This is a genomic window from Pelagibacterium xiamenense (genome assembly GCF_021166475.1).
GTDB lineage: Bacteria > Pseudomonadota > Alphaproteobacteria > Rhizobiales > Devosiaceae > Pelagibacterium > Pelagibacterium xiamenense.
Genome location: NZ_JAJOYS010000001.1, coordinates 1,400,163 through 1,425,561 on the forward strand (window position 1 = coordinate 1,400,163; position 25,399 = coordinate 1,425,561).

The window sequence follows — 25,399 nt, forward strand, 5'->3', positions numbered from 1 at the left end:
GCGGTCCCCACAGTAGCGCCGCGTCTCCAGGCGGCGAAACACACCGCGCGCGGCCTTCTAAACATCAGTTCGATTCTAGTGTACTACTAACCTATAACACTAAATCGCGTTTGGCCGCAAGCGGCGTTATTCGGCGGCGGACGCATGCGCGTCGGACGACCTTGCTGTCGCAATCAACTCATGCATGTGGGCATTAAGTTCATCACGCGCAACGGATAGACAAGTTTGACCAAAGCGTAGCAGCCATGCGTCATTGGCATGGCTGCCCTGCGGATCGGCATCAAGCTCGGCCTTAACCTTTGCCAACTCTTCGAGTTTCGTATCAAGGCGGGCGAGCTGTTCCCTAATTCGGCTTTCAACCAAATCCGCTGGCAGCAAGTGCGCAAACCGGACAAACAGCAGGAACGGGCTGCGATACATCTCTTCGCCGAGTGGCTCGTGCAGTGCCTCGACAAATGCGGTACGCCCCAACTCGGTGATCGCGTACATTTTTTTCGATGGCTTGCCGTCCTGGTGCTCGACGCGGCTCGTCACGAGCCCTTCGTCTTCGAGGCGGGACAGGGCCGGATAGATCGACCCGTAACTGGCGTCGACGAAATAGGCGCATTCGCCTTCTGTGCACATTTTCCGGATTTCATACCCGCTCGCTTCCCGTTCGTGGAGAATCGACAGGCACAGTGTGCGGACATTCATATCGGATGGCCCATCCATATGCTGGTTATGAATATGGTGGGCCTATATATGATCCTTGTAGATATAGCAATCCGGCACAAAAAATTTGAACACGCTCACACCCTAATCGGGGTCAACGGAACTCTGCGCATATAAATTTGAGTAAGGCCTAATCAGCCCTTAATGGCGATGTCGAGCCCCAGATCGAGCGGCGTCGCGGCCATGGTGATACGGCTGGTCGAAATGTAGTCGACACCTGTCTCGGCGATTGAGGCAACTCGCTCTATCGTGACGTTGCCCGAGGCTTCGAGCTTGGCCCGGCCGGCTGCAAGAGCGACGGCGTCGCGCAGCATGGCGTTGCTCATATTGTCGAGAAGGATCGCCTCCGCCCCCGCGTCGAGCGCCTCGGAGAGTTGGGCGAGCGTATCGACTTCTACTTCGATCGCGACCAGATGTCCCGCGAACGCCCGTGCAGCGGCAACGGCTTCGGCAACGCTCCCGGCCACCGCAATATGATTGTCCTTGATCAGGATTGCATCGTCGAGCCCGAAGCGGTGATTGTACCCGCCGCCGCAACGCACCGCATATTTTTCAAGCGCGCGCAGGCCGGGCGTGGTTTTGCGCGTGCAGCAGATGTGCGCCGGTGTATGAGCCACTGCGTCTGCAAAGCGTCGCGTAAGCGTGGCAATGCCGCTCATATGGGTCATGAAATTGAGCGCCGTTCGCTCAGCGGCGAGCACCCGCCGCGCATTGCCCGACACCTCGAGTATGGCGGTTCGGGCCTCAACGCTGTCGCCATCAAGAACGAAAGGCTCGACCACGAGCCCGTCGCCGATCATGGAAAACGCGGCAAGCGCGCAATCGAGCCCGCAGATAATTCCCGGCTCCCGCGCATTGATGCGCGCGACCGCCGTCGCGTCAGGCCCGATCGTGGCCTGCGAGGTGATGTCGCCCGCTTGCCCGAGGTCTTCGGCAAGCGCCATGCGGACTGCGGCCTCGATGATGTGGCCGGGCAGGGCGGGCGGATAGGGCAGACGCGCGGCGGTCATCTGGTGCTTTAGCTCAGCCGGTTCTCGGCAAGATTGTGCGGGCCGGCATTGTTGATGTCGCGCTCGCCGCAAAACGCCATGGTGATATCGAGTTCCTTGCGGATGATTTCGAGCGCCTTGGCAACGCCCTTTTGCCCACCGGCGCCAAGCCCATAGAGCCACGCCCGGCCGATATAAACGCCCTTTGCCCCCAGGCACAGCGCCCGCATCACGTCCTGACCCGACCGTATACCACCATCCATATGTACCTCGATCTGATCGCCGACCGCATCGACGATCGCTGGAAGCGCCGCGATCGAGGAGGGGGCGCCGTCGAGTTGCCGTCCGCCATGGTTGGAGACGACGATCGCGTCGGCTCCGGTCGAAACGGCCATTTTTGCATCTTCGGGATCCATGATGCCCTTAAGAATGATCTTGCCGCCCCAGCGCTCCTTGATCCATGCGATGTCCGACCAGTTGAGCTGGGGATCGAACTGCTCGGCGGTCCACGACGAGAGCGAGGAGAGATCGCCTACATTCTTGGCATGCCCGACGATGTTCCTGAACGTGTGGCGTCGCGTGCCGAGCATCGAGAGGCACCACTGAGGCCGGGTGGCTAACTGCATGAACGTGTTGAGATTGATTTTGGGCGGCGCCGACAGGCCGTTGCGCAAGTCCTTGTGCCGCTGACCGAGAATCTGCAGGTCCAGCGTGAGCACTAAAGCGGAGCAATTGGCTGCCTTGGCGCGGTCGATGAGGTTGGCGATGAAGTCGCGGTCCTTCATCATATAGAGTTGGAACCAGAATGGCTTTCCGCCGATCGCTTCGGAAACGTCCTCGATCGAGCAGATGCTCATTGTTGAAAGCGTAAAAGGAATGCCCGCCGCGGCAGCCGCCTTCGCCCCCAGCATTTCTCCGTCCGGATGCTGCATCCCGCCGAAGCCCGTAGGAGCGATGGCGACTGGCATCGAAACGTCCTCGCCGATCATCTTCGTTGCAAGTGTCCGGTTGGTCATGTCGACCGCGACCCGCTGGCGGAAGAGGATCTTTTTGAAGTCCTCCTCATTGGCGCGATAGGTGCTTTCGGTCCACGATCCCGAATCCGCATAATCGAAGAACATGCGCGGCACGCGGCGGCGCGCTTTGTCCATCAGATCGTGGATGGTGTAGGCGTTCATTGCAGTCCTCTTCCCCATGGCAATTTAGGTGATGTCCGATTTGCCAGCGCGCCCTGTGTAGCCCGCATTGGCGTGCGGGGGAAGGGCGGGAAACGCAACGCGTCAGTCCGGATAGGTCCCGCCGAAACGTTCCATCGCAAACGGCGCTATGTCGATCACCGGCTTTTCACCGGTCATCGCTTCCGCCAGCACGCGACCGGTCGCCGGCCCGAGCGTGAAACCGTGATGCGCATGCCCGATCGCAACCCAGAGCCCGCGATGCTTGGGCGCCGCGCCGATGATCGGCATCATGTCCGGCGTGCACGGCCTCGCTCCCTTCCAGGGTTGCGGATCGAGCCGTGCACCCAGATCGATAAGCCCTCGTGCCGCCCTCTCCGCGCGTCCGAGCTGAATCGGCGTTGCCGCGGCATCTCGTGGAGCGAATTCGGCGCCCGTCGTGAGCCTTATGCCTTTGTGCATCGGGGCAAGGAGGTAGCCGATTTCGGCATCGAGCACCCAGTTATTGAGGGGATGCGTTGCGGGCTGCTCGTAGTGCATGTGATACCCGCGCTTGACGAAAAGCGGCAGCCTGTATCCCAGAGGGTCGAGGATTTCCGGGGCCCATGGGCCGAGTGCAATCACCACTTCGCGGCCTTGGTGCGATCCTTCGCCCGTTTCGACGCTCCAGCCCGTACTGTCTTGCGTAAGCCCCTTGATTTCGGCCGTTGCGACCGCGCCGCCCAGCTCGGAATAGAGCCGCGCGTAGGCCGAAACGAGCGCGCCGGGATCGCGGACGGTCCAAGGATCGGTCCAGTGGAGCGCTCCGGCAAGACGGGTTTTAAGTCCTGGCTCGATCCGCGCCATCATATCGCCGTCGACGACCTTGTGATGGATGCCGTACGCGTCGTGATCGGCCTGGGCCTTCCGGGTCTCGGCCTTGAGTGCCTTCTCGGTCCGGAAGGCAAGATACCAGCCGTTCTTGACAATAAGGTCTTCGACACCGGCCGCCGCGATCAGGTCGGCGTGCGCGTCGATTGACTGGGCGATCAGCGGCGCGTAGCTCCTGACAACTTTTTGATAGCTGGCGGGCGACGATTTCCACCAATAGCGGGCCAATGCCGGCGCAAAGCGGGGTAAAGACAGAGGATCGTAGCGCGCCGCCGTGCTCAAATGCAGGCCGACTTGAGCCAGCGTCGCCAGATCGCGAGGGAACGGGTGCGGGCGCACGCCTTCGCGCTGGATGATCCCTGCGTTGCCGAACGACGTTTCCTGGCCGGGTTCGCGCCTGTCAACGAGCAATACTGAGCGTCCGCGACGCACAAGATGAATGGCCGTTGAGACGCCGACCATTCCGGCGCCAAGTACGATTACGTCATGTGTCATGGTTTGCACCGGCTTGAAAGGAGGGGCGGGCCCGTGTGTCGGGCCCAGTAGAATTTAATTGGCGGTGGCGCCGCCGGTTTCCTGCGCCTTTTCCTCGTCCCACCACCAGATCGTCGGGAAGCCTATGGAGTAGGTCGGCAGCGTTTCGGGGTGGCTGAACCGGTTCCAGCGCGCCGTCCGCGCGTAGGTGATGACATAGCTCGGCACGATGAAATGATGCGCGAGCAGGACGCGATCGAGCGCCTTGGTTGCCGCTTCGAGAGTTTCGCGGTCATCCGCGAAGACGATCTTGTCGATGAGCGCGTCGATACCCGGATCGGCAATGCCGAGATAGTTCCGCGAGCTTTCGACATCCGCCGACCCGGAACCCCAGTACCCGCGCTGCTCGTTGCCCGGGGAGAGAGACTGTGCCCAGGAGACATAGGCAACTTCGAAATCCCGGTCGCGCAGGCGGTTGACATATTGCGGGGAGTCGACCGAACGGACTGTCACGTTGGCGCCGATCCTGTTGAGGTTGTCCGCCAGATGCAGGGCGATCGGCTCGATGGTCGGCCCGTTGAGCAGAATTTCGAAGCCGAACTGCTCGCCATTGGCATCGACGAGCCGGTTGCCGTCAAGCGTGTAGCCGGCTTCATTAAAGAGCTGCAGCGCCGTGCGCAGGTTCTCGCGCAGCGCGTCTTCGCTGCCGCCGGTGGGGTTGGTGTAGCGCTCGGTAAAGACCGAGGACGGCACCATGTCGCGAACGTCTTCGAGGATCGTCATTTCCTCGCCTTCGGGCAGCCCGTCGTGCCGCAGGTCTGAGCTGTAAAAGTAGGAATCGATACGCTCGTACTGGCCGTAAAAGAGCGTGCGGTTGAGCTCCTCGAAGTCGAAGGCGTAGTTGACCGCTTCGCGCACGCGCGGGTCGGAGAACTTGTCGAGCCGCAGATTGAACCCGAACCCGACCATCACGCCGCTGTCGCGATACGGCTCTTCGAATTCCTCGAGGATCACACGACCGTCCTCGACGGCAGGGAAGTTGTAGGCAGTCGCCCACCGGCGCGCCACGTTCTCGCTCCACCAATCGAACTCGTCGCCCTTGAAGGCCTCGAACATGACCGTTGTGTCGCGGAAATACTCGACGCGGTATTCGTCGAAATTGTTCTGTCCGACATTGACCGGGCGATCCGCGGCCCAATAGTCGTCGCGGAGCGTGAAGGTGACCGTGCGGCCAGGCACGAAACCGGACAGTTCGTAAGGGCCGGACCCCATGGGCAATTCCAGGGTCGAAGAGCCCACGTCGCGCGTCTCGCCTCCGGCATTGCTGCCTTCCCACCAATGCCGGGGCAACACGAGAATCTGGCTCATGATGTAGGGCAGTTCGCGGTTTCCCGCCTCGTCGAACACGAACGTGATCTGCCCGGGCTCGGGGATCGTCGCCTCGCTGACGTTGGCGTAGTAGTCGGCATAAAACGGATTGAGTTCGACGAGCTTTTCATAGCTCCACAGGACATCCTCGGCGGTCACCGGCTCGCCATCGGCCCAGCGCGCGTCCGGATCGATGCGGAACGTGACGGACGAAAAGTCGCTCGGATACCGTACCGCCTCGGCGATCAGCCCGTAGCTTGTCGAAAGTTCGTCCTGAGAGGGCGTGAAAAGCGTTTCGTAAACAAGGCCGAGCCCGGTCGCAACCTCGCCTTGCGGCAGGACAGGGTTGAACGTGTCGAAAGATCCGAGAGCGGAGACGCGTACGGTACCTGCCTTGGGGGCATCGGGATTGACGTAGTCGAAATGCGCGAAGCCCTCGGGGTATTTGGGGGGGCTGCCATCGATTGTGTAGGCGCTGAGCCAGCCACTGTCGCCCTCTTGCGCGGCTGCGGGCATGCCGAGCGTACCGATAATGGCGATGCTCAAGGCAAGTGCATGAAGTTTCATCGTTCTTCCCTTCCTTTGGGCGAGGCCCGGGAGGTGATCTTACCCGAGCGCGCCGGTTTGTGGAGGCCCGACTTTAGGCCGGGTCGGTATCCTCAAGAGCCGCCGCCAGCAATGTGCGCGTATACTCGTGCTTCGGCGCATCGAAAATCTGGGCCGTCGGCCCGCGCTCGACCACCTTACCCTGGTGCATCACCATGACCTCGTTGGCCAATGCACGCACAACCTTTAGATTGTGTGAGATGAAAACGTAGGTGAGTCCGCGCCGCGCCTGCAAATCGCGCAAGAGCCTGACAATCTGCGTTTGTACGCTCATGTCGAGCGCCGACGTGGGCTCGTCGAGGATGACGAACCCCGGTTCGAGGACCAGCGCCCGGGCGATCGCGATGCGCTGCCGCTGGCCGCCCGAGAATTCGTGCGGATAGCGATCATGGCTGGCCGGGTCGACACCGACTTCCTCGAGGGCGCGGGCAACGGCCGCATCACGCTCTTTGGCGCGCATGTGTGGCATGTGCACGGCCATACCCTCGGCGACGATATCGCCCACGGTCATCCGGGGAGACAGCGAGCCATAGGGATCCTGGAAGACCACCTGCATGTGGCGCCGGAATGGGCGCATGGCCTTTGAGGGAAGGTTCTGGATGTCCTTGCCCTGAAAGACGATGCGGCCTTTGGATGACACGAGCCGCAGGAGCGCGAGCCCAAGCGTGGTTTTGCCCGAACCCGACTCCCCGACAACGCCGAGCGTTTGTCCTTCATGGACAGTCAGGTCGATCCCGTCCACGGCCTTGATGTGTCCGACCGTCCGTCGAAACACGCCGCGTTTTACGGGGAACCAGACCTTGAGGTCGTCCGCGCGCATGACGACCTCCCGCGAAGAATCGGCGGGCGGGGAGGTCTCGGCAAGCTCGGACGAAAGCAGGTGTTTGGTGTAGGCGTGCCGGGGACTGGCAAAAAGCGTCTCGGTTTTCTCGCTCTCGACGATTTCGCCATTCTGCATGACGCAGACGCGGTCCGCCATACGGCGAACGATCCCTAGATCATGGGTGATGAACAGCATCGCCATCCCCATTTTCTTTTGCACGTCGCGCAAAAGGTCGAGGATTTGTGCCTGCACCGTGACGTCGAGAGCGGTGGTTGGTTCATCGGCAATGAGAAGGTCGGGCTCGTTCGCAAGCGCCATAGCGATCATCACGCGCTGGCGCTGACCGCCGGAGAGTTGGTGCGGGAAAGAATTGAGCCGCGTTTCGGGATCGGCAATACCTACGGCGTCGAGGAGTTCAACCACACGTTTGCGCGCCGCGGCTTTCGAGAGCCCGATATGCGTGAAGAGCACCTCGCTGATCTGTCGCTCGACGGTATGAAGCGGATTGAGCGAGGTCATCGGCTCCTGGAAGATCATCGAAATGTCGTTGCCCCGCACCCGGCGCAGGGCCTTGTCCCCGAGCGTGAGCAGGTCGCGGCCCTTGAAGAGAATTTCCCCTTGCCTGTGCCGTGCTGCCGGATAGGGCAGGAGCCTGAGAACCGAGAGCGCGGTCACCGATTTGCCTGAACCGGACTCGCCCACCAGGGCGACCGTTTCACCCGGGGCAATGTCGAAACTCACCGATTTGACGGCGCCGATCGTGCGCTTCCCGAGCACGAAGTCGATATCGAGGTTGCGGATTGAAAGCAGCGGCGTGGTCATGGCGCTCACGCGAACGTCTTGCGTGCGTCGAACGCGTCGCGCACGGCTTCGCCAATAAAGACCAGCAGGCTGAGCATGATCGAGATCGAGGCAAAGCCGGTAAGCCCGAGCCAGGGTGCCTGCAGGTTGTTCTTGCCTTGCGCGAGCAGTTCTCCCAGCGAGGGCGAGCCCGGCGGCATGCCGAAGCCGAGAAAGTCGAGCGAGGTAAGCGTCGTGATCGAGCCGCCGAGGATGAAGGGCATGAAGGTGACTGTCGCGACCATCGCGTTGGGGAGAAGATGCCGGAACATGATGGTCTTGCTGTTGACCCCGAGCGCGCGCGCCGCGTTGATATACTCGAAATTGCGGCCGCGCAGGAATTCCGCGCGCACGATCCCCACCAGCGCCACCCATGAAAAAAGCAGCAGGATCACGATCAAGACCCAGAAATTGGGCGCGATGACGCTCGATATGATGAGGATGAGATAGAGCGAGGGGATCGACGTCCAGATTTCGATGAAGCGCTGAAACAGGAGGTCCGTCCAGCCACCGAAATAACCCTGCACCGCGCCTGCCGCCACCCCGATGATCGATGAGAGCACGGTCAGGACCACGCCGAACAACACCGATATGCGGAACCCGTAAATGAGCCGCGCCAGCACATCGCGGCCCTGATCGTCGGTGCCGAGCATATGCATGTTGCCGAGCGTGCACTCGGCGGAGGCGGCGCCCTCAGGATAGCGCGCGCAGGCTGCTTCCCGGCTCATCATCCAGCTTGGGGGCGCCGGATTGGGGACGGGCAGAGCGCTGTCCTTCGTGCGATAGGAGTAGCGAAAGAGCGGCCAGATCATCCAGCCGTTCGCGTTGATCTCCTCCTGGATGAAGCTCGAGCGGTATTGCGGGATCGCCAGAAAGCCGCCGAACTTGGTCTCGGGATAATTGACCACGGCCGGAAACAGCAATTCGCCCTTGTAGTATGCAATGAGCGGCTTGTCGTTCGTGACGGCTTCGGCGCACATCGAAACCGCAACGAGGATCAGGAACAGCCAGAATGCGATATATCCCCGCCGATTCTTGCGGAAGTTCTCAAGCCTGCGTCTGTTTATTGCCGAAAGCTGCACCTAGACCTCCCGCGACTCGAAGTCGATACGCGGGTCGATCCACATATAGGTGAGATCGGAGATGAGCCCGATGATCAGCCCCAGAAGCGAAAAGATGTAGAGCGTTGCAAAGACGACCGGATAGTCCCGGTTGAGGACGGATTCGAACCCCAACAGCCCCAACCCGTCGAGCGAGAAAATCGTTTCGATCAGAAGTGATCCGCTGAAGAACGCGCCAATGAACGCGCCGGGAAAACTCGCGATGATGAGCAGCATCGCATTGCGGAAAACGTGACGGTACAGCACCCGGCGCTCGGTAAGGCCTTTCGCCCGAGCGGTGATCACGTACTGCTTTCGGATTTCGTCGAGAAACGAATTCTTGGTCAAAAGCGTCGTCGTTGCGAATGCGCCGACCGCCATAGCGATGATGGGCAGGGTCAGGTGCCAGAAATAATCGAGGACCTGCAAATGAAAGGGCAGGGACGCGAAATTGTCCGATGTGAGCCCGCGCAGGGGAAAGATCGACCAGAACGAGCCGCCAGCAAACAGGACGATCAGCAGGATCGCGAAAAGAAACCCGGGAATCGCGTAGCCCATGATGATGACGCCGGAGGTCCAGACGTCGAACCGAGAGCCGTCGCGCACCGCCTTGGTGATCCCCAGTGGAATGGAAATCCCGTACGATATCAATGTCATCCACAGCCCGAGCGAGATCGACACCGGCATCTTCTCAAGCACCAGATCGACCACGGAGATATCGCGGAAATAGGACTCACCGAAATCGAAGCGCAGATAGTCCCAGATCATGCTCGCGAAGCGCTCGAGTGGCGGACGGTCGAACCCGTACTGCGCTTCGAGCTGCGCGATGAACTGCGGGGAAAGTCCGCGCGCGCCCCTGTAGCCGCCAACCCCGTCGTCCTCCTGTTCGGCGCCGGAGGTATCGACCCCGCCCTGGCCGGCGAAGTCACCCTCGACCGTACCGGTCACCCGCGTCAACGCATCGACATTGGTCCCACTCATCTGGGCGATGATGCGTTCGACCGGCCCACCCGGCGCAAACTGGATAACGAGGAAGGAGACGGCCATGATTCCCAGGATCGTCGGGATCATCAGCAAAAGGCGTCGCACGATATAGGCGCCCATCGAGACTCGGTTTCCTCACTCTGACCCGCGGTCGCTCCAGCGGTATTTGCACGATGCTCACAATGTCGTTTTTGCAATGCGGATAAAAGGGTAAAACGCAGTGCAGGCACGGATATTTGACCGCACCGCGAGCTAGCCCTCGTTCCCGATCAGCCCGTTCTCGATGGCATACCGCGTAAGCCCCGCGGTCGTTGCGATGCCGAGTTTTTTCTTGATGTTCTTGCGGTGGGTTTCGACGGTGCGCGTCGAAATATCGAGCGTGGCGGCGACATCCTTGTTGCTCTTGCCGCCCGCAATCAACAGCAGAATCGCCTGCTCGCGGGTCGTGAGGGCCCGCGTCTTGGCGTCAGCGCGGCGCTCGAGCAGCACGTCGGATACTCCTGAGGAGAAATAGGTGCCGCCCGCTGCGACGGTCTCGACAGCGGTGATGATCTCATCGGTCGAGACATCTTTGAGAATGTAGCCGGATGCCCCGTACATGACCGAGGTCGAAATATATTCCCGGCTGTCATGCATCGAGAGCATCAGAAGCCGCGTTGACGGGGCCTGCTCCTTGAAGAGTTCAATGGCGTCGAGCCCGTTGAGTTCAGGCATGTTGATGTCCATGAGGACGACATCCGGCCGGTTCGCCTGCGCGATCTCCAGCGCCTTGCGCGCCGTGGCTGCGGCGCCCACAACCGCGATGTTTTCATAGGTTTCGAGGATCGCTTTCAACCCGTCGAGGACGAGCGGGTGGTTGTCGACAAGGAGGACTTTGATGGGGGCTTGAGCTGTCATGCGACGTCCGCAAGCTTGGCGGATTTGATGAAGACGGTCTTGGGAAGCGTGGCGTGAAGCGTTGTTCCCGAGGGCCCGGTTTCGACCAGTAGCGATCCGCCGAAATGAGCCATGCGCTCCTGCATGTTTCGCAGCCCCAGCCCTCCGGAGCGCGCGCCCGGCTTTTTCCTGTTTCCCTCGGCAAAGCCGCGACCGTTGTCGCTGATGACCATCTGCACCCGCCCATGCGGGCTCGAAAGCCGGAGCGTGACCGCGCTCGCGCTGGCGTGCCGCTCGATGTTGTTGAGCGCTTCCTGCGCAACCCGGTACAGCGCGGTCTTGGATTCGGGAATAATGACGTTCTTGAACGCGACCGCCTCAAGTTCGACCGGAATGCCCGTACGCTCGGTGAAATTGTGCGCGAGTGCCTCGAGGGCGGCCGAAAGGCCGAGGTCGTCCAGCGCGGGGGGACGGAGGTCGTGACTTAAACGCCGCACCTCCTTGATCGCGCCATTGAGGGCGTCCGCCCCCTTGTCGATCGCCTCTGGCGCGCCTTCGCCGCCGCTCTGTACCTTTCGACGCGCCAGATCGATCGTATAGCGCGCTCCGATCAGGATCTGGGAAATCCCGTCGTGAAGCTCGCGGGCGATGCGGCTGCGCTCTTCTTCCTGCGTGTCGATCACGCGCTGGGTGAGTTCCTTTAGCTTGGTGTCGGCCAGGCGCCGCTCATGGAGGTTGAGAAACATCCACGTGCCGAAGACGAGGAGGACGGAGGGTACGGCGATGAGCGCCACGGTGAGAAAGGTCGAATTGATCGAGGCCCTGAGATCGGCATTGGCCGCGGCGGTTTGAGCGTAGACGTCGTCGAGATAGACACCGGTCCCCAGCATCCACTCCCACTTGTCGAGGCCGACAGCGAACGACAGCTTTTCGGCTATGGTCTCCGCGGAAGGCTTTTCCCACAAATACTGATGCAGGCCGCCGCCCTCGCGGGCTTTTTCGATGAGGTTGGCGATCACATAGTCGCCGTTAGCGTCCTGCAGGTCGATCCAGTTGACGCCGACCCGAAACGGCTGACGCGGGTGGACGACGTTGTTGCCATCATAGTCATAAACAAAGAAATACCCATCCTCACCATAGTCGAGCGAAGAGAGGATGTCGCGAACCTGCTGCTTTGCCTCCTCGTCATCCGGTCCTGCATTTTGATAAATCTCGCTGATAGCCGAGATCGCGAGGTTGGTAAGGTTCAAAAGCTCGGTCTGCTTGGCCTTGAGCATGTTGCGCTCGAACGTGTCGATGCTGGTGCGCGCCAGCTGGGTCGATTGCCAGGTCACAAGCGTGGTGATCGCAAGAATTGCCAGCACCAGCGGCACCACCGACAGTGCGAGAATCTGATGGCGAAGCTGCATCTTTGTCTGAAAGCCTCCTCCGGCCTTTTTACACTTCTTAGCATGTATTAGGCCGGTTGATCTGCGTAGTAGTGGGTAGCATTTCGCTATAAAGATTGTCACCATGGATGCGCGGGGCTCGACAGCGCGCGGACCTTTGCGCTCTGCTTGCTCCGCGCTTCGTCCGAGACCGGGTTAGTGCGGTTGGGGGAGAGGCAAAAATACGGTACCGTTTCAAGAGGCGCTTCGTGCGCCCTCGGGAGGAAATAGATGAAAAGACGCGACTTTTTCAAAAAAGCGGGCGTGATGTCCGCTGGCGCTGCCGCTGCGACCACGGGGCTGGCCGCTCCGGCGATCGCGCAGGGCAATATCACCTGGCGCATGGTCACCACCTGGCCCAAGAACTTCCCCGGCCTCGGCGTCGGCGCCCAGCGCCTTGCCGACCGCATCACGGCCGCTTCGGGTGGCCGGCTGTCGGTGCAGGTGTTCGCCGCAGGCGAACTCGTACCCGCTCTGCAGTCGATCGATGCGGTCATCGACGGTTCGGCCGAGATGAGCCATGGCGCGGCATACTACTGGCAGAACAAGAGCCAGGGCCTCTCTTTCTTCACTGGCGTGCCTTACGGCATGACCAGCCGCGAGCTTGCAGCCTGGGTCCGCTATCTGGGCGGCCAGGAAATCTGGGACGAGATCTACGACCAGTTCGGCCTGCAGGGGTTCCTCTCGGGCGATACGGGCACTCAGGCTGGGGGCTGGTTCCGCAACGAGCTGACGGGGCTTTCCGACATCCAGGGGCTGCGCTTCCGGACGCCGGGCCTGGGCGGTCAGGTTTGGGAGAAGATGGGCGCTTCGGTGACCAATCTCGCCGGCGGCGAGATCTTCCAGGCGCTGCAGTCGGGCACGCTCGACGCCGCCGAATTCGTCGGTCCTTATAACGACCTGGCCTTGGGCTTCTATCAGATCTGCAAGAACTATTACTTCCCGAGCTTCAACGAACCCGGTCTTGCGACCGAGCTGGTGGTCGACAAGGCGAAGTATCAAGAGTTGCCTGAAGACCTGCAGGCCATTGTGCGCGATTGCTCGCAGGCCGAATACGACCAGGTCGCCTCGGACTTCTACGCCAACGACCCCCGCGCGCTCGCGACGCTGGTCAACGACCACGGCGTGACGGTTCGGCAGTTCCCCGAGGAAATCCTCGAGGCAGGCGCGCAGGCTGCGACGGAACTTTTGACCGAAATCCGTGAGAATGGCGATGCGCTGACGAAAAAGACGGTCGAAAGCTACATCTCCGCACTCAATCTCGTCCGCACCCGCAGTGAAGGCACAGATATGGGCTTCATGCGCGCGCGCGAGCAGTATTTCTCGCTTAGCTAAACGCAAGACGGCGAGGAAAACGAATGGCCCGGGCGTTGCCACCCGGGCCATTTTTTGTAGCTACACCGCCGCAGCCGATCGGCCGGCGATAAGCCCCGCAAAGGGCTCCACGCGATTCCGGCCATTGCGCTTGGCGCGATAGAGGCAGCTGTCGGCGGCGCGCATGACGCTGTCCAAGTCGCCCGGACCTTCGCTGGAGTGATAGATGCCCGCCGAAATCGTGATTGAAAACGGCGAAAGCGGGCTCGACATCCGCGTGCCTGCCACGGCACTGCGGATCCGCTCGGCCAGCGCATGCGCTTCGAACGGTGTGATGTGCGGCAAAATCGCGGCGAACTCCTCGCCGCCGATCCGCGCCACGGTGTCGCCGGCCCGCAAATGGGCGGCGCAAAGCGCGGCACAGCGCTTGAGGGCGAGGTCGCCGGTGGAATGGCCGTAGCGATCGTTGACGGTCTTGAAGTGGTCTATGTCGAACAGGACGACGGCGAAGCCGCCGCTCGGCGCCGCATCGATCAGCGCGCGCAACCGCTCGTCGAAGGCCCTGCGGTTCGCCAACCCGGTGAGTTCGTCGCTCAGCGCCGCATTGCGCAGTTGCTCGGCATTGCGCTCGAATGCCATCGAAAGGGCAAAGGCGCCGCTGGCGCTCGTGTGGATGGTCGCAACGATCAGATGTGCATAGAGGATCGCATCCTGGGGTAGCGCCGATGTGATGGCCTGGGCATCGAAAATCCCCTGACCGGCCCGGACCGCGAAGGAAACCGAGAGGATGAGGTAGGCAACGAGCAAGCCGTACTGCGAGAGGCTGCGCCTGGGCTGGCGCAGGATTTCGTAAATCGCGGCGAACGTGACGGCCGTGAGCAGTACGTTGACCGTCCCGTATACGATGGCCGACTGCTCAAGATACATCGGCACCGCCGAGACAACCAGATAAGCGGCAAACGGCATTAGTGCGAGCCAATGGGGCGCGGGACGGTCGTAGAATTGCCGTATCCCACGCCAGCGATACCCGAAGCTGGCGAGAAGCACTCCGTTGGCGAAGATGTAGACGATGGGGTCGGGTAGGTCCGGGCTGAGGGCAAAGACGACCAGGGAGGCCGCCATGACGCTGTTGGCGATCAGCCAGGACATTAGAAATCGTTCGCGCTGCTGGCTGTACCACGCCGCTCCGAACGCCGCGGCCATCACGCCGAGGATCAGAATATTGGCCAAGAATAATGCCGAGCTGACCAAGCCTGTGCGTCCCTTACATGCCCCTTGTTCTACGAAAATGGCATGCGGATGCAAAAAAAGGCTGAATTCCAGCGGCTAAAGAAGAAGGGCACCTGGCGGCGCCCTTCTTGATGTCTCGTACGATGCCTAGCCGTAGACCATGTTCGGCAGCCACGTGACGATCTGCGGGAAGAGGAACAATAGCGCGATCGCGATAATCTGCAGCAACACGAAGGGCAGCGCGCCGCGGTATATCATTCCGGTCGATATCGAATTCGGAGCCACGCCACGCAAATAGAACAGCGAGAAGCCGAACGGCGGCGTCATGAAGCTGGTCTGAAGATTGACGCCCACCATCACGCCTAGCCAGATCGGGTCGATGCCGAGGGTCAAAAGGATCGGCGCGGTGATCGGGATGATGATGAAGATGATCTCGAATGTATCGAGGATGAATCCCAATACGAACATGATGGCCATGACGACGACCATTGCGCCAATTGCGCCGCCCGGAAGGTTGGTGAGGAACTCGTGCACGAGATTGTCGCCACCCATGAGCCGGAAGACGATCGAGAAGACCGAGGCCCCGAACAGGATGATGAAGATCATCGATGTGATCGTTGCGGTTGCGATCGCCGCCTCACGTACGACCCGGAACGAAAGGCGCCAGCGGAACGCCGCAAGTACCGTGGCTCCGACGGCGCCGACCGAACCGGCTTCGGTCGGTGTGGCGACGCCCGTGAGGATCGAGCCGAGCACCGCAAAGATGAGAACGAGCGGCGGGATCAGTGCGACCGTGACATCCCGCCAGATACCCTTGCGTTCCTCGTGCGACATCGGCGTTGCCGGGCAGGCTTCGGGATCGGTAACGGCCTTGAAGATCATCCAGGCGATGTAGAGCGTAACGAGCAGCAGACCGGGAACGAAGGCGCCTGCGAATAGATCGCCTACGGTGACCGGAACGGGCGCGAAATTGCCCATTTCCATCTGCACCTGCGCGTTGATCGACGAGAGCATATCGCCCATGAAGATGAGCACGGTCGAGGGCGGAATGATCTGCCCCAGCGTACCCGATGCGCAAATGACGCCGCTGGCGAGCTTGGGATTGTAGCCGGCTCGCATCATCGCCGGTAGCGAGATAAGCCCCATCGTGACGACCGTGGCGCCGACAACGCCCGTCGACGCGGCCAGAAGCGCGCCCACCACGATGACCGAAATGCCCAGCCCGCCCCGCAGATTGCCGAAAAGCTTGCCCATCGTCAGCAGGAGCTGCTCGGCGATCTTCGAGCGTTCGAGCATGACGCCCATGAAAATAAAAAGCGGTACGGCGACCAGGACTTCGTTGGTCATGTACCCGATATAGCGCGAAGCCAGCGCGCCGAGGTTGGAGGGATCGAAGACCCCCAACCACATGCCCACCATACCGAAGAGCAGCGAGGTCCCTGCCAATGTAAAAGCGACGGGGAAGCCGAGAAGAAGAAAGCCGATAACGCCGAAAAACAGCAGACCGGAAAGGATTTCACCAAGCAATACCGTTGACATCTATCCGCTACTCCTCGGCTGCAGTGGAGGGATAGCGGTAGAGTGGAGGAAGCATGTCTTCCCTGTCCGCCAGTACGAGAATGGAGCGGCAGATCATGGCTATTCCCTGCAACGCGATGAGTATGGCAAAGCCCAGAATGAAGCTCTTGAGAACGAAAAGTCCCGGCATCCCCCCAGGATTGGCGGAGCCCTCGAAGAACCGCCATGAGCGCTGTACATAGGGGATGCCCCAGACGAGGATGACGCCCATGAACGGCAGCAGGAAGAAAACGACGCCGATGATGTCGGCTATCGCCTTCCAGCGCAAAGATGCGGGCCGGTAGAAGATGTCCACCCGCACATGGTCGTCGCGAAACAGAGCGAATCCGGCCACTGCCGTGAACATGGCCCCGCTGAGCCAGACATAGAGGTCCTGCATCCACAAATAGGTCGTCCCGAAGCCGTAACGCAGCACGACGACTGCGAAACAGACGAGGACGACCCCGACGCTGAACCAGGAAAATATGTGACCAACGAGCCGGTTCAGACCGCCAATGGCCTGAACCGCGATGGCAAGCATGCGCATTGTGCCCCTCCCAAGGAAACCGGGTTTTTCTTGGAGCATACCGCTATCGGCACTCCCCGCAAACCGCAACGCGATTCCATCGACTGGGCATCGCGCTCATGCGCAAACGCCCGTAGTACTGGGTATCCTCACTCCCGGCCGCGGAATCGGCGCTGGTAGTTCGGGTCGTAGAGCGCGCTTTCGCGGAAATCGGCGGCGCCCAGAGCGCGGCCTACGAAGACGATGGCGGTACGCTCGATCGGGTCCGTCGCCAGAATTTCCTCAATGGTTTCAAGGGTTCCGCGCACGACACGCTCCTCGCTCCAGCTCGCCCATGCGACGATGGCGATCGGGCAATCGGGGCCGTAGAGGGGGGTGAGTTCGGCGACGATGTCGGCGATACGGTGGATGGCGAGGTGGATGGCGAGTGTGGCACCGGTCTTGCCGAAATTGGCGAGCGTTTCGCCCTCCGGCATCTTCGACGCGCGGCCGGAAAGGCGTGTGAGAACAAGGCTTTGAGCCTCTCCGGGGATGGTGAGTTCGCGTCCGAGGGACGCGGCGGCGGCGGCGAAGGCGGGAACCCCCGGTGTCATCGTATAGGGGATGTCATGGCGCTCGAGACGCCGAATCTGCTCGGCGACCGCGCTCCAGACCGAAAGGTCGCCCGAATGCAGGCGCGCGACGTCTAAGCCCTTGTTATGCGCGGATAAAAACTCCGCCTCGATCTCGTCGAGCGAAAGCGGGGCGGTGTCCACGACGCGCGCGTTCGATGGGCACGATGAAACAATCGTGGACGGAATGATCGACCCGGCATAAAGGCACACCGGACACGTCTCGACCAGCCTAAGTCCCCGTACCGTAATAAGATCCGCCGCGCCGGGGCCGGCGCCGATAAAGTGTACGGTCATGCCATCGTCTCCCGACGCTTGATCCACACCCATTGCGTCACCGGCATGGCCGGACGCCAGCCCGTCATCGAGCCCAGCGGTTCGGCGCGCGAAACCGCAATGCGGGTGAGGGTGCCGCCCAATTCGCGGTGGACGACCGACAGCAGCGTTTCCATTTCGAGGGTCACCGCGTTGGCGACGAGGCGCCCGCCGACGGGCAGGGCCTTTATCGCGGCATCGAGCACGCCATCGTCAGTGCCCCCGCCGCCGATGAAGACGGCGTCGGGTGACGGAAGGCCCGCAAGGGCGTCTGGCGCGGTGCCGGCTTTGACATCGAGACCGGGAACGCCGAAGGCGGTGGCGTTGGCGGCGATGCGGGCGCGGCGGGCGGCGTCGGGCTCGATGGCGATGGCGGTAAGGGACGGGTCGGCGAGCATCCACTCGATGGCGACAGAGCCCGAGCCGGCGCCGATATCCCACAAGAGCTGTCCGCGCAGCGGCGCGAGCGCTGAAAGGGTCAACGCGCGGACCTCACGCTTGGTCATCTGGCCGTCGGTTTCAAATAGGTCGTCGTTCAAGCCCGGTGTGAGCGGCAGGATGCGCGCGTGACTCTCTGCGTGCGTTTCAATGGCCAGGACGTTGAGGGGACTCACGTTTTCGAGGTCGTACCGGTCGGCGCGGACTTCACGTACCGCTTCATCCGGCCCGCCGAGGGATTCGAGGACAGTGAGCGTGCTCGGGCCGAACCCGTTGGCCGTGAGAAGGCGCGCGATCTCTCCGGGCGCGGCGGCGTCGGACGTAAGGGCGAGAATGCGGCGGCCCGGATGGAGGTGCGGGAGGACCAGCGCAATGGGATGACCGTGAAGCGAAAGCGTCGTGACCTCCTGCAGGGCCCACCCCATGCGCGCGGCGGCGAGCGAGAAGGCGGAGGGGGCGGGGGTAACGTGCATCTCGCGCGCGCTTATGCGCCTTGCGAGCGTGGCGCCGACGCCATGCGAGAACGGATCGCCCGAAGCGAGGACGCAGACGCGCTTGCGGGTGCGCAGACGCACGATCTCTTCGATGGAGGTTTCGAAGGGGGATTGCCAGCGCCGGGTCTCCTTGAGCCCCAGCGGTTCGACAAGCGCGAGATGGCGCGCGCCGCCAAAGACGATTTCGGCGTCCGCGATGAGCGCGCGCGTGGCGGGGGGCAGACCGTCGAGCCCGTCCTCGCCGATGCCGACGATGGTGAGCCAGCGCTCAGCCATTCCCGGCCTCCGGCACGAAGCGCGGCGTATAGACAAGGTCGGGCTGGCCGTCGCGCGCGATGACCCGCGTATATCCGTTCCCGATGAGGATGCAGGTGGCCATATCGGCCATCTCCGGCTGGGCATCCGAAAGCGGGACAGTTCGGATCGTTTCGTCCGGGCGGCCCACGGCGCGGGCGAAGACGACCGGAATCGAATTGGGGAGAGTTTCGCGCAAGATATTGAATGTCTTACCCAATTGCCAGGGGCGGGCCTTCGAGACCGGGTTGTAGAAGGCCATGGCGAACCCGGCGCCCGCCGCGGCGCGCAGGCGGGTTTCGATGACATTCCAGGGCTTGAGGTTGTCCGAAAGGGAGATGGCGCAAAAATCGTTGCCAAGCGGGGCGCCTAGCCGCGCCGCGGCGGCCATCATGGCGGAAATCCCCGGGACGATGGTGAGGGGCACGCCGCCAAAGCGGGCGGTGTCCGCGTCGATCGCTTCGCAGACGGCGGCGGCCATGGCGAAAACGCCCGGATCGCCGCCAGAGACCATGCAGACCGTCTTGCCCTCCAGGGCCGCGTCGAGGGCGGCGCGGGCGCGGGCGAGCTCTTCTCGGTTGTCCGAGGCGTGGCGCTCCTGGCCTGGCCGGAGATCGAGACGGTCGAGATAGGGGGCGTAGCCGAAAAAGAGGGTCGACGCGTCGACGGCAGCGCGCGCTTCCGGTGTCATCTGCTCAGGGTTTCCCGGCCCGGTGCCTATGACGTAGAGCGCGCCGCTCATGGGCGCTCCGTCCAGCCGGGCACGAGGATTTGCGAGAAATAGGGGGCAGGGGCATCGTCGCGCTCGGTGAGGCGGACGATTTTGGACGCGGCCATGGTGCCGCGTTCGACATAGATCGCACGGTCCAGCTTGTCCGCGTCTTCGAGGGCGCCGCGGATCTTGGGCAGATTGCGCCCGACCTTCATGATGACAGCGCTGTCGGTATCCTTGAGCCGCAAGGCGAGCGTTTCGCGCGAGAGCGTTCCCGGGAGGACCGTGAAAATGTCGTCGCCCTGCATCAGGGGCACACCGGCCTCCGACCAGCAGCCCGAAAGACTGGTCACGCCGGGGATCACTTCGGTCTCGTAGCGGGGCGCGAGCCGGGCGTGGATATGCATATACGAGCCGTAAAAGAAAGGATCGCCTTCGGAAAGGACGGCCACGGTGCGCCCGGCGTCGAGATGCTCGGCGATGGCCGCCGCAGACTCGTCGAAAAAGGCGGCGATGGCGTCCCTGTAGGCGTCTTCGCGCCGGTCGAGTTCGGTCGTCACCGGATAGGCGAGGGGCAGTTCGACGGCTTTAGCCGGCCAGTGTGGCGCGACGATGCCGCGGGCATTGCCGTTCCGGCCCTTCTTTGAAAAGTGGGCAATGACATCCGCTTCGAGGATGGCGCGCACAGCCTTGAGGGTCAAAAGTTCCGGATCGCCGGGGCCTGTGCCGACGCCGACCAGCTTTCCCGTTTCGCTCATAGGCCCGGCCTCGCCAATGCGTTGATGGCCGCCGCGGTCATGGCGCTGCCGCCCAGGCGGCCTTCGACGATGGCGTAAGGAACGCCGTAAGAATTCTCGCCAAGCGCCTGTTTTGACTCAGCCGCGCCGACGAAACCGACCGGCATGCCGATGATCGCGGCGGGTTTTGGCGCGCCGTCGCGCAGAAGTTCGAGCAGATGGAAAAGCGCGGTTGGGGCATTGCCGATGGCAACGAGCGCACCTTCGAGCCGCGGCAGCCAGATATGGATCGCGGCCGCCGAACGCGTGTTTCCATGGTCCTGCGCAAGATAGGGCGTTTCGGGATTGTGCAGTTCGCAGATGACATCGTTGTTTGCCGGGAGGCGCGAGCGGGTGACACCGCGTGCGACCATTTCCGCGTCGGTGAAGATCGGCGCTCCGCCTTGGAGCGCGCCGCGCGCCGCTTCCACAAAGCCCTCCGAAAAGCGAAAATGCTGAGCGGCCTCCACCATGCCGCATGCATGAATCATCCGTATCGCGACCTCGGCCTCGGCGGGCGAGAAGCGGGACAGATCGGCTTCGGCTTTGATCGTCGCGAAAGACTGGCGGTAGATCGCCTCGCCATCGCGGATATATTCGTATGACGTCATAGGGCCCTGAAGCTGTCGAGACTGGTGCCGTTCGCGGCGCGGTTGGTCCGGGCGCTGACTGCGAGTTCGGCAATCGCATCTTCAATAGCGTTAGGGTCGAGGAGCGCAAGCGTGTTTTCCTCTCCCTCCCCATGGAGGATGAGCCGGTTGCCCGTGAGCATCAGCCCCGGACGACCCGGATAGGCGCAGCCCTTGGCGCAGGTGGAGACGTGGATATGGAACGATCCATCGATCAGATCCGGGGCCATGGCGAGAAATGCATTGGCGACATCCGCAGCGTGGATGATGCCGTTTTCGCCCGCTTCCGCGCCTGAACACAGTGTCAGCATGGCGCCTTCGGCATTGGGGCGCGCCCAATACCCCAAAGCCGCGACGGCGGGAGAGAGGGCCTGAAGTGCGGCGCTGTCGAACCCGGTGAGGACGAGTGTCCGGTCGGGGGCAGGAGCGATGGCGGTGACCCCGTGGTCCGAAAGCGTGTCCGCCAGGGTCCCAAGCGAGCCGGCCTTGACCTGGCCGAACGGAACGCCGATGCGAAGTCCCGGCTCGCCATCGGCAAGCGCAAGCGGGCCAAGGGCGAAATAGACCGGCTGGGTGAAGACGGGTGTCGCCGGACGCAGATGGGGCAGGGCGGCGCGCAATTCGGGCCCGTCGAGATCGACGCCCCGGGTGCGCGGGCCGTGCGCCTGAAAGCGGCTGAGGAGCACATCGAGCGCTTCGGGAATGTCGGCTTCGTCGATCTGGCCGAGCGTCTGGCCGCCCACTTCGAGAACCCAATCGTCGGATTGCGCGATGAGGCGGATGTCGGATTTGAGATTGTCGAGCCGGATCTGCCCGCCGCTCAGGATCGTGATCGCGAGCTTGGGCGAAAGCGGTGCCCGGGCCAGCGCGGCATCGCAGACCGGCTTGAGCGCTTCAGCGAGCGGGCGCGGGTCGGCGCCCTCCTTGGGATCGCGGCCGGCGATGGGGGAGGTTTCGATGGCAACGCCGGCGACCGCCGCGATGCCGGCGTCATCGAACGCGGCGCGCAGAGGCGCCACGGTGTCCTCCTTGAGCCCGCGTACCTGAAAATTGCCGCGCGCGGTGATTTCGATCCGGCCATTGCCGAAGCTCTCGGCTGCCTCGGCAAGCGCCGCAAGCTGGTCCGGCGTCAGCGCGCCGCCCTGGGGCCGGAAGCGGGCGAGCAGCCCGTCCGCCGTCGGCATGGGCGCGGCGAGACTGGGACAGGCGCCACGGGGGGCGGGGTTTGGCGGGCTTGCGGATGGCATAGGCGTGAGGCGACTCCCGGTTTGGCGCGAGTCTTATCAGGGTGCGCGAGAAGGCGCAAAACGTGGCCAAGGCTGGACATTGCGGCGCAATTATTGAATAATTGCGCGACGCTTATTCAATAAGACGGATATCCCATGGGACACCACGCCATGCCACTGGAGACGATCGACAGCAAGGCTGTCAAAAACCTCGTCGATGCGCAAGCGATCGAGGGAGCAGTGGTGCTCGGGCAGCCTGGGGGATGGGCCGTGGTGGTGCGCTATGGCAACCACGAGCGCGTCATCGCCGCGCAGCGCTCGCACCGGATGCGCCTTTGGCGCAACCTCAATACGGCGGCGGCGTTCGTGCGCCTGGAACTGCATATGCCCCAGTTCGAGGTGGACGCGGAGGACTACGATCCTGAGGCAAACAAGCGCGAGCGGCCCGACGCGGCGGAGCGGCAGCGCCGGATGCAGCAGGCGGCAGAGCACGATGCGTGGTTCCGGGCGGAGGTGCAAAAGACGCTGGACGGGATTGCGAACGGGACCGTGCGGATGATCTCGGACGAGGAATGGAAAGCCATCTCGGAGAGAAAGCGCGCCGAACTGATGCGTCGGATCGCTGAGCAGAGCAACTGATCGATGCGATTGGTGCGCAGCGATGGCTATCGTGCCGACCTTGCCGGCATTGCCGACTACATCGCCAACGATAATGCGCAGGCTGCGCTGGCGATGTGGGACGAGATCGAGGCCCAGGTCGAGCGGCTAAGGATGTTCCCTCACTCGGGCCGCGAGGGCAGGCAAGAGGGCACGCGCGAACTCATCATATCGGGCACGCCCTACGTTGTCGTCTATGCTGTCGCCGAGGACGTCACGGTTTTGCGCGTCCTGCACGGTGCGCAGCGCTGGCCGGAAACCTAGGCCTTGCGCAACAGATAGACGTCCATGATCCAGCCGTGCTGTTTGCGCGCGGCGTCGCGGGTCATCGAGATATCGGCGGCCACTTCGGACAGCGGGCCTTCGATGAGGATTTCCTCGTCCATGCCGACATAGGCGCCCCAATAGATATGAAGGCCCTCGGGGTCGATCTGTTCATAGGATTTCTCGCCGTCGAGCATGACGACGACGCTGTCGGCGCCCTCGGGCCAGCCTTCGCGGAGCTTGCGGCCCGTGGTAATCGTCACCGGGTTGCCGATGGTGTTGAGCGGGATGGCGAAGGCGGCGGTCAGCACCTGGATGCTGGTGAGGCCGGGGATGACGCGGACGGTGAATTCGAGCGAACCGCGCGATCTGACGCGTTCGAGGATGCGCAGCGTCGAGTCGTAGAGGCCGGGGTCGCCCCAGACGAGCAGCGCGCCGGTTTCGCGTGCGTCCATATCGGCGATGAGCGTCTCGTACCGGTCGGCAATCGCTTCGTGCCATTCGGCGACGCCGCGCTGGTAGTCCGGATGGGCGGCGTCGCGGACGGGGAGGGCGAATTCGACATTGCTGTGGGCGGCGGTGACGTAGCGCGCGACGATGGCACGCCGGAGCGCGGCGAGGGCGGCCTTCTCGTCGCCCTTGGTGGGGATGAAGACGGTATCGGCGGCGTTGAGCGCGTCGATGGCTTCGACGGTCATATGCGCCGGGTTGCCCGTGCCGATACCGATGACGAGAATTTGACGCATGCCTTGCCGTTCCACAGTTTGGGGCTGTTTCTAGCCGCGTTCGGCCGCTTGCGCAAAACATGCCGGATTGTCGCGCCCGAGATTTTTTGCGTGCGGGGTCTTGTGTGTGACAGCGTCGAACTTTAGATGGTGCTCTTCCGCGTTTCGCCGACGCGGATTTTTATTGTCCAAGTGTCCGGTTGCGGGCACCTAGGAGGTTCGAACGTAAAGATTGACGCTGCAAACGCCCTATTACCTGCTCGACAAGTCGGTCATTCTCCGCAACATGGAAAAAGTCTCGTATTTGCGCGCAAGCTCGGGCGTCAAATGCGTCCTTGCGCTCAAGGCCTTCGCGACCTGGTCCGTGTTCGACGTGATGCGCGACCACATGGACGGGACGACCTCCTCCTCGCTCAATGAAGTCAAACTCGGCCGCGAGAAATTCGGCGGCGAGACGCATGCGTATTCAGTGGCCTGGGCCGACCACGAGATCGACGAGGCGATCGCCAACAGCGACAAGATCATTTTCAATTCGGTCAACCAGTTCGAGCGGTATTCCGACAAGGCGTTCGCGGCCGGCAAATCCGTCGGCCTGCGGATCAATCCGGGGCTGAGCCATTCGCACTTCATCCTCGCGGACCCGGCGCGCCCGTTCTCGCGGCTGGGGGAGTGGGACAGGGAGCGGATCGAGCCCGTGCTCGAGAAGATCTCGGGGGTGATGTTCCACTTCAACTGCGAGAACGACGAGTACGAGAGCCTCGATAGACTGCTCGGGCAGATCGAGGAACGCTACGGCGACATTCTCCATAAGATGGAATGGGTTAGCCTCGGGGGCGGAATCAGGTTCACCAATGAGGGATACCCGATCGACGCTCTCGCGCAGCGGCTGAAGGGGATGTCCGAGCGCTACGGGATCCAGCTCTACCTCGAGCCCGGCGAGGCGACGGTGACACAGTCGACGTCGCTCGAGGTGACGGTCCTTGACGTGGTCTACAATGGCAAGCATGTGGCGATCGTTGACTCGTCGACCGAAGCGCATATGCTCGATCTGCTGACCTATGACGAATACGCCAGCGTGGCCCCCAATACCGGGCCGCACACGTATATGATCTGCGGCAAAACTTGCCTTGCCGGAGACATTTTTGGGGAGTTCCAGTTCGAGACCGAGCTCAAGGCGGGGGACCGCATATCGATCCTCGATGCCGGCGGCTACACGATGGTCAAGAAGAACTGGTTCAACGGTGTCCGGATGCCTTCGATCGCGGTGCGGCATCTCGATGGGCAAGTGGAACTCGTAAAAGAGTTCACGTTTGAGGACTACGCGCAGAGCCTGTCGTAACTCTTGGGGTGAGATCCCGGACTTCGACAGCGTGCGTAGCTAAGTTCAA

24 protein-coding genes are annotated in these 25,399 nt (G+C 62.3%); 4 read left to right on the forward strand and 20 right to left on the reverse strand.

The genetic code is table 11. The features are described from left to right. Window positions 1–126: 126 nt before the first annotated feature. From LSG43_RS06880 to mctS, 10 genes are all read right to left on the reverse strand, one after another. The gene (locus LSG43_RS06880; RefSeq protein ID WP_231802354.1) at window positions 127–693 is read right to left on the reverse strand and encodes a PadR family transcriptional regulator; all 567 of its coding nucleotides are present in this window, start codon (window positions 691–693) and stop codon (window positions 127–129) included. A gap of 152 nt (window positions 694–845) precedes the next feature. Next, window positions 846–1,721, reverse strand: coding sequence for a carboxylating nicotinate-nucleotide diphosphorylase (nadC, locus tag LSG43_RS06885; protein ID WP_231802356.1), 876 nt, complete (start codon window positions 1,719–1,721; stop codon window positions 846–848). An 8-nt stretch (window positions 1,722–1,729) separates the two neighbouring features. After that, on the reverse strand, window positions 1,730–2,878 hold the full coding sequence (locus LSG43_RS06890; RefSeq protein WP_231802358.1) for an alpha-hydroxy acid oxidase: 1,149 nt from the start codon (window positions 2,876–2,878) through the stop codon (window positions 1,730–1,732). Between the two features lie 102 nt (window positions 2,879–2,980). Beyond that, a complete protein-coding gene (locus tag LSG43_RS06895; RefSeq protein ID WP_231802360.1) occupies window positions 2,981–4,240 on the reverse strand; it encodes an NAD(P)/FAD-dependent oxidoreductase in 1,260 nt (419 codons plus the stop codon). A 54-nt stretch (window positions 4,241–4,294) separates the two neighbouring features. Then, window positions 4,295–6,154, reverse strand: coding sequence for an extracellular solute-binding protein (locus tag LSG43_RS06900; RefSeq protein WP_231802362.1), 1,860 nt, complete (start codon window positions 6,152–6,154; stop codon window positions 4,295–4,297). 73 nt (window positions 6,155–6,227) lie between these two features. After that, a complete protein-coding gene (locus tag LSG43_RS06905) occupies window positions 6,228–7,838 on the reverse strand; it encodes an ABC transporter ATP-binding protein (protein WP_231802831.1) in 1,611 nt (536 codons plus the stop codon). A 5-nt stretch (window positions 7,839–7,843) separates the two neighbouring features. Continuing rightward, window positions 7,844–8,938, reverse strand: coding sequence for an ABC transporter permease (locus tag LSG43_RS06910; protein ID WP_231802364.1), 1,095 nt, complete (start codon window positions 8,936–8,938; stop codon window positions 7,844–7,846). Then, on the reverse strand, window positions 8,939–10,060 hold the full coding sequence (locus LSG43_RS06915) for a microcin C ABC transporter permease YejB (protein WP_231802366.1): 1,122 nt from the start codon (window positions 10,058–10,060) through the stop codon (window positions 8,939–8,941). A 132-nt stretch (window positions 10,061–10,192) separates the two neighbouring features. Further along, entirely contained in the window at window positions 10,193–10,837 is a 645-nt protein-coding gene (gene mctR / locus LSG43_RS06920) for a two-component system response regulator MctR (RefSeq protein WP_231802368.1), read from the reverse strand. After that, a complete protein-coding gene (gene mctS / locus LSG43_RS06925; RefSeq protein WP_231802370.1) occupies window positions 10,834–12,225 on the reverse strand; it encodes a two-component system sensor histidine kinase MctS in 1,392 nt (463 codons plus the stop codon). Before mctS ends, mctR begins: the two co-directional genes overlap by 4 nt. A gap of 249 nt (window positions 12,226–12,474) precedes the next feature. On the opposite strand from mctS, the gene LSG43_RS06930 reads away from it, so the two are divergent. Continuing rightward, window positions 12,475–13,578 carry a TRAP transporter substrate-binding protein gene (locus tag LSG43_RS06930; RefSeq protein WP_231802372.1) on the forward strand — a complete coding sequence of 368 codons (1,104 nt, stop codon included), beginning with the start codon at window positions 12,475–12,477 and terminating at the stop codon, window positions 13,576–13,578. Between the two features lie 60 nt (window positions 13,579–13,638). Here LSG43_RS06930 and LSG43_RS06935 read toward each other — a convergent pair whose 3' ends face one another. The 9 genes from LSG43_RS06935 to LSG43_RS06975 form a co-directional block, all read right to left on the reverse strand. Continuing rightward, window positions 13,639–14,787 (reverse strand): GGDEF domain-containing protein, encoded by a 1,149-nt coding sequence (locus LSG43_RS06935; protein WP_231802374.1) that lies wholly within the window; start codon window positions 14,785–14,787, stop codon window positions 13,639–13,641. Between the two features lie 147 nt (window positions 14,788–14,934). Further along, complete coding sequence (locus LSG43_RS06940; protein WP_231802376.1) at window positions 14,935–16,326, reverse strand: TRAP transporter large permease; 1,392 nt, start codon at window positions 16,324–16,326, stop codon at window positions 14,935–14,937. A 7-nt stretch (window positions 16,327–16,333) separates the two neighbouring features. Then, window positions 16,334–16,891: a TRAP transporter small permease subunit gene (locus LSG43_RS06945; RefSeq protein WP_231802378.1), complete on the reverse strand. Its 558-nt coding sequence runs from the start codon at window positions 16,889–16,891 to the stop codon at window positions 16,334–16,336. Window positions 16,892–17,019: 128 nt separating this feature from the next. Beyond that, window positions 17,020–17,778 (reverse strand): precorrin-4 C(11)-methyltransferase, encoded by a 759-nt coding sequence (cobM, locus tag LSG43_RS06950; protein WP_231802380.1) that lies wholly within the window; start codon window positions 17,776–17,778, stop codon window positions 17,020–17,022. Continuing rightward, complete coding sequence (cbiE, locus tag LSG43_RS06955; protein WP_231802382.1) at window positions 17,775–19,004, reverse strand: precorrin-6y C5,15-methyltransferase (decarboxylating) subunit CbiE; 1,230 nt, start codon at window positions 19,002–19,004, stop codon at window positions 17,775–17,777. Before cbiE ends, cobM begins: the two co-directional genes overlap by 4 nt. Next, on the reverse strand, window positions 18,997–19,764 hold the full coding sequence (locus LSG43_RS06960; RefSeq protein ID WP_231802384.1) for a precorrin-3B C(17)-methyltransferase: 768 nt from the start codon (window positions 19,762–19,764) through the stop codon (window positions 18,997–18,999). The genes cbiE and LSG43_RS06960 overlap by 8 nt, the downstream gene beginning before the upstream one ends. After that, a complete protein-coding gene (locus tag LSG43_RS06965) occupies window positions 19,761–20,492 on the reverse strand; it encodes a precorrin-2 C(20)-methyltransferase (RefSeq protein WP_231802386.1) in 732 nt (243 codons plus the stop codon). The genes LSG43_RS06960 and LSG43_RS06965 overlap by 4 nt, the downstream gene beginning before the upstream one ends. Continuing rightward, window positions 20,489–21,121, reverse strand: a complete 633-nt coding sequence (locus LSG43_RS06970; RefSeq protein ID WP_231802388.1) for a precorrin-8X methylmutase — start codon at window positions 21,119–21,121, stop codon at window positions 20,489–20,491. The genes LSG43_RS06965 and LSG43_RS06970 overlap by 4 nt, the downstream gene beginning before the upstream one ends. After that, the gene (locus tag LSG43_RS06975; RefSeq protein ID WP_231802390.1) at window positions 21,118–22,323 is read right to left on the reverse strand and encodes a ferredoxin-like domain-containing protein; all 1,206 of its coding nucleotides are present in this window, start codon (window positions 22,321–22,323) and stop codon (window positions 21,118–21,120) included. The genes LSG43_RS06970 and LSG43_RS06975 overlap by 4 nt, the downstream gene beginning before the upstream one ends. 213 nt (window positions 22,324–22,536) lie before the next feature. On the opposite strand from LSG43_RS06975, the gene LSG43_RS06980 reads away from it, so the two are divergent. Further along, on the forward strand, window positions 22,537–23,004 hold the full coding sequence (locus LSG43_RS06980; protein WP_231802392.1) for a ParC-related protein: 468 nt from the start codon (window positions 22,537–22,539) through the stop codon (window positions 23,002–23,004). A 3-nt stretch (window positions 23,005–23,007) separates the two neighbouring features. Then, the gene (locus tag LSG43_RS06985; RefSeq protein WP_231802394.1) at window positions 23,008–23,286 is read left to right on the forward strand and encodes a type II toxin-antitoxin system RelE/ParE family toxin; all 279 of its coding nucleotides are present in this window, start codon (window positions 23,008–23,010) and stop codon (window positions 23,284–23,286) included. Here the strand turns inward: LSG43_RS06985 and cobF are convergent. Beyond that, window positions 23,283–24,032: a precorrin-6A synthase (deacetylating) gene (cobF, locus tag LSG43_RS06990; RefSeq protein WP_231802396.1), complete on the reverse strand. Its 750-nt coding sequence runs from the start codon at window positions 24,030–24,032 to the stop codon at window positions 23,283–23,285. The two genes, LSG43_RS06985 and cobF, sit on opposite strands and share 4 nt — an antisense overlap. A 211-nt stretch (window positions 24,033–24,243) precedes the next feature. Between cobF and nspC the strand changes: the two genes are divergently transcribed. Further along, the gene (gene nspC, locus LSG43_RS06995) at window positions 24,244–25,350 is read left to right on the forward strand and encodes a carboxynorspermidine decarboxylase (protein WP_255714044.1); all 1,107 of its coding nucleotides are present in this window, start codon (window positions 24,244–24,246) and stop codon (window positions 25,348–25,350) included. Window positions 25,351–25,399 lie beyond the last annotated feature (49 nt).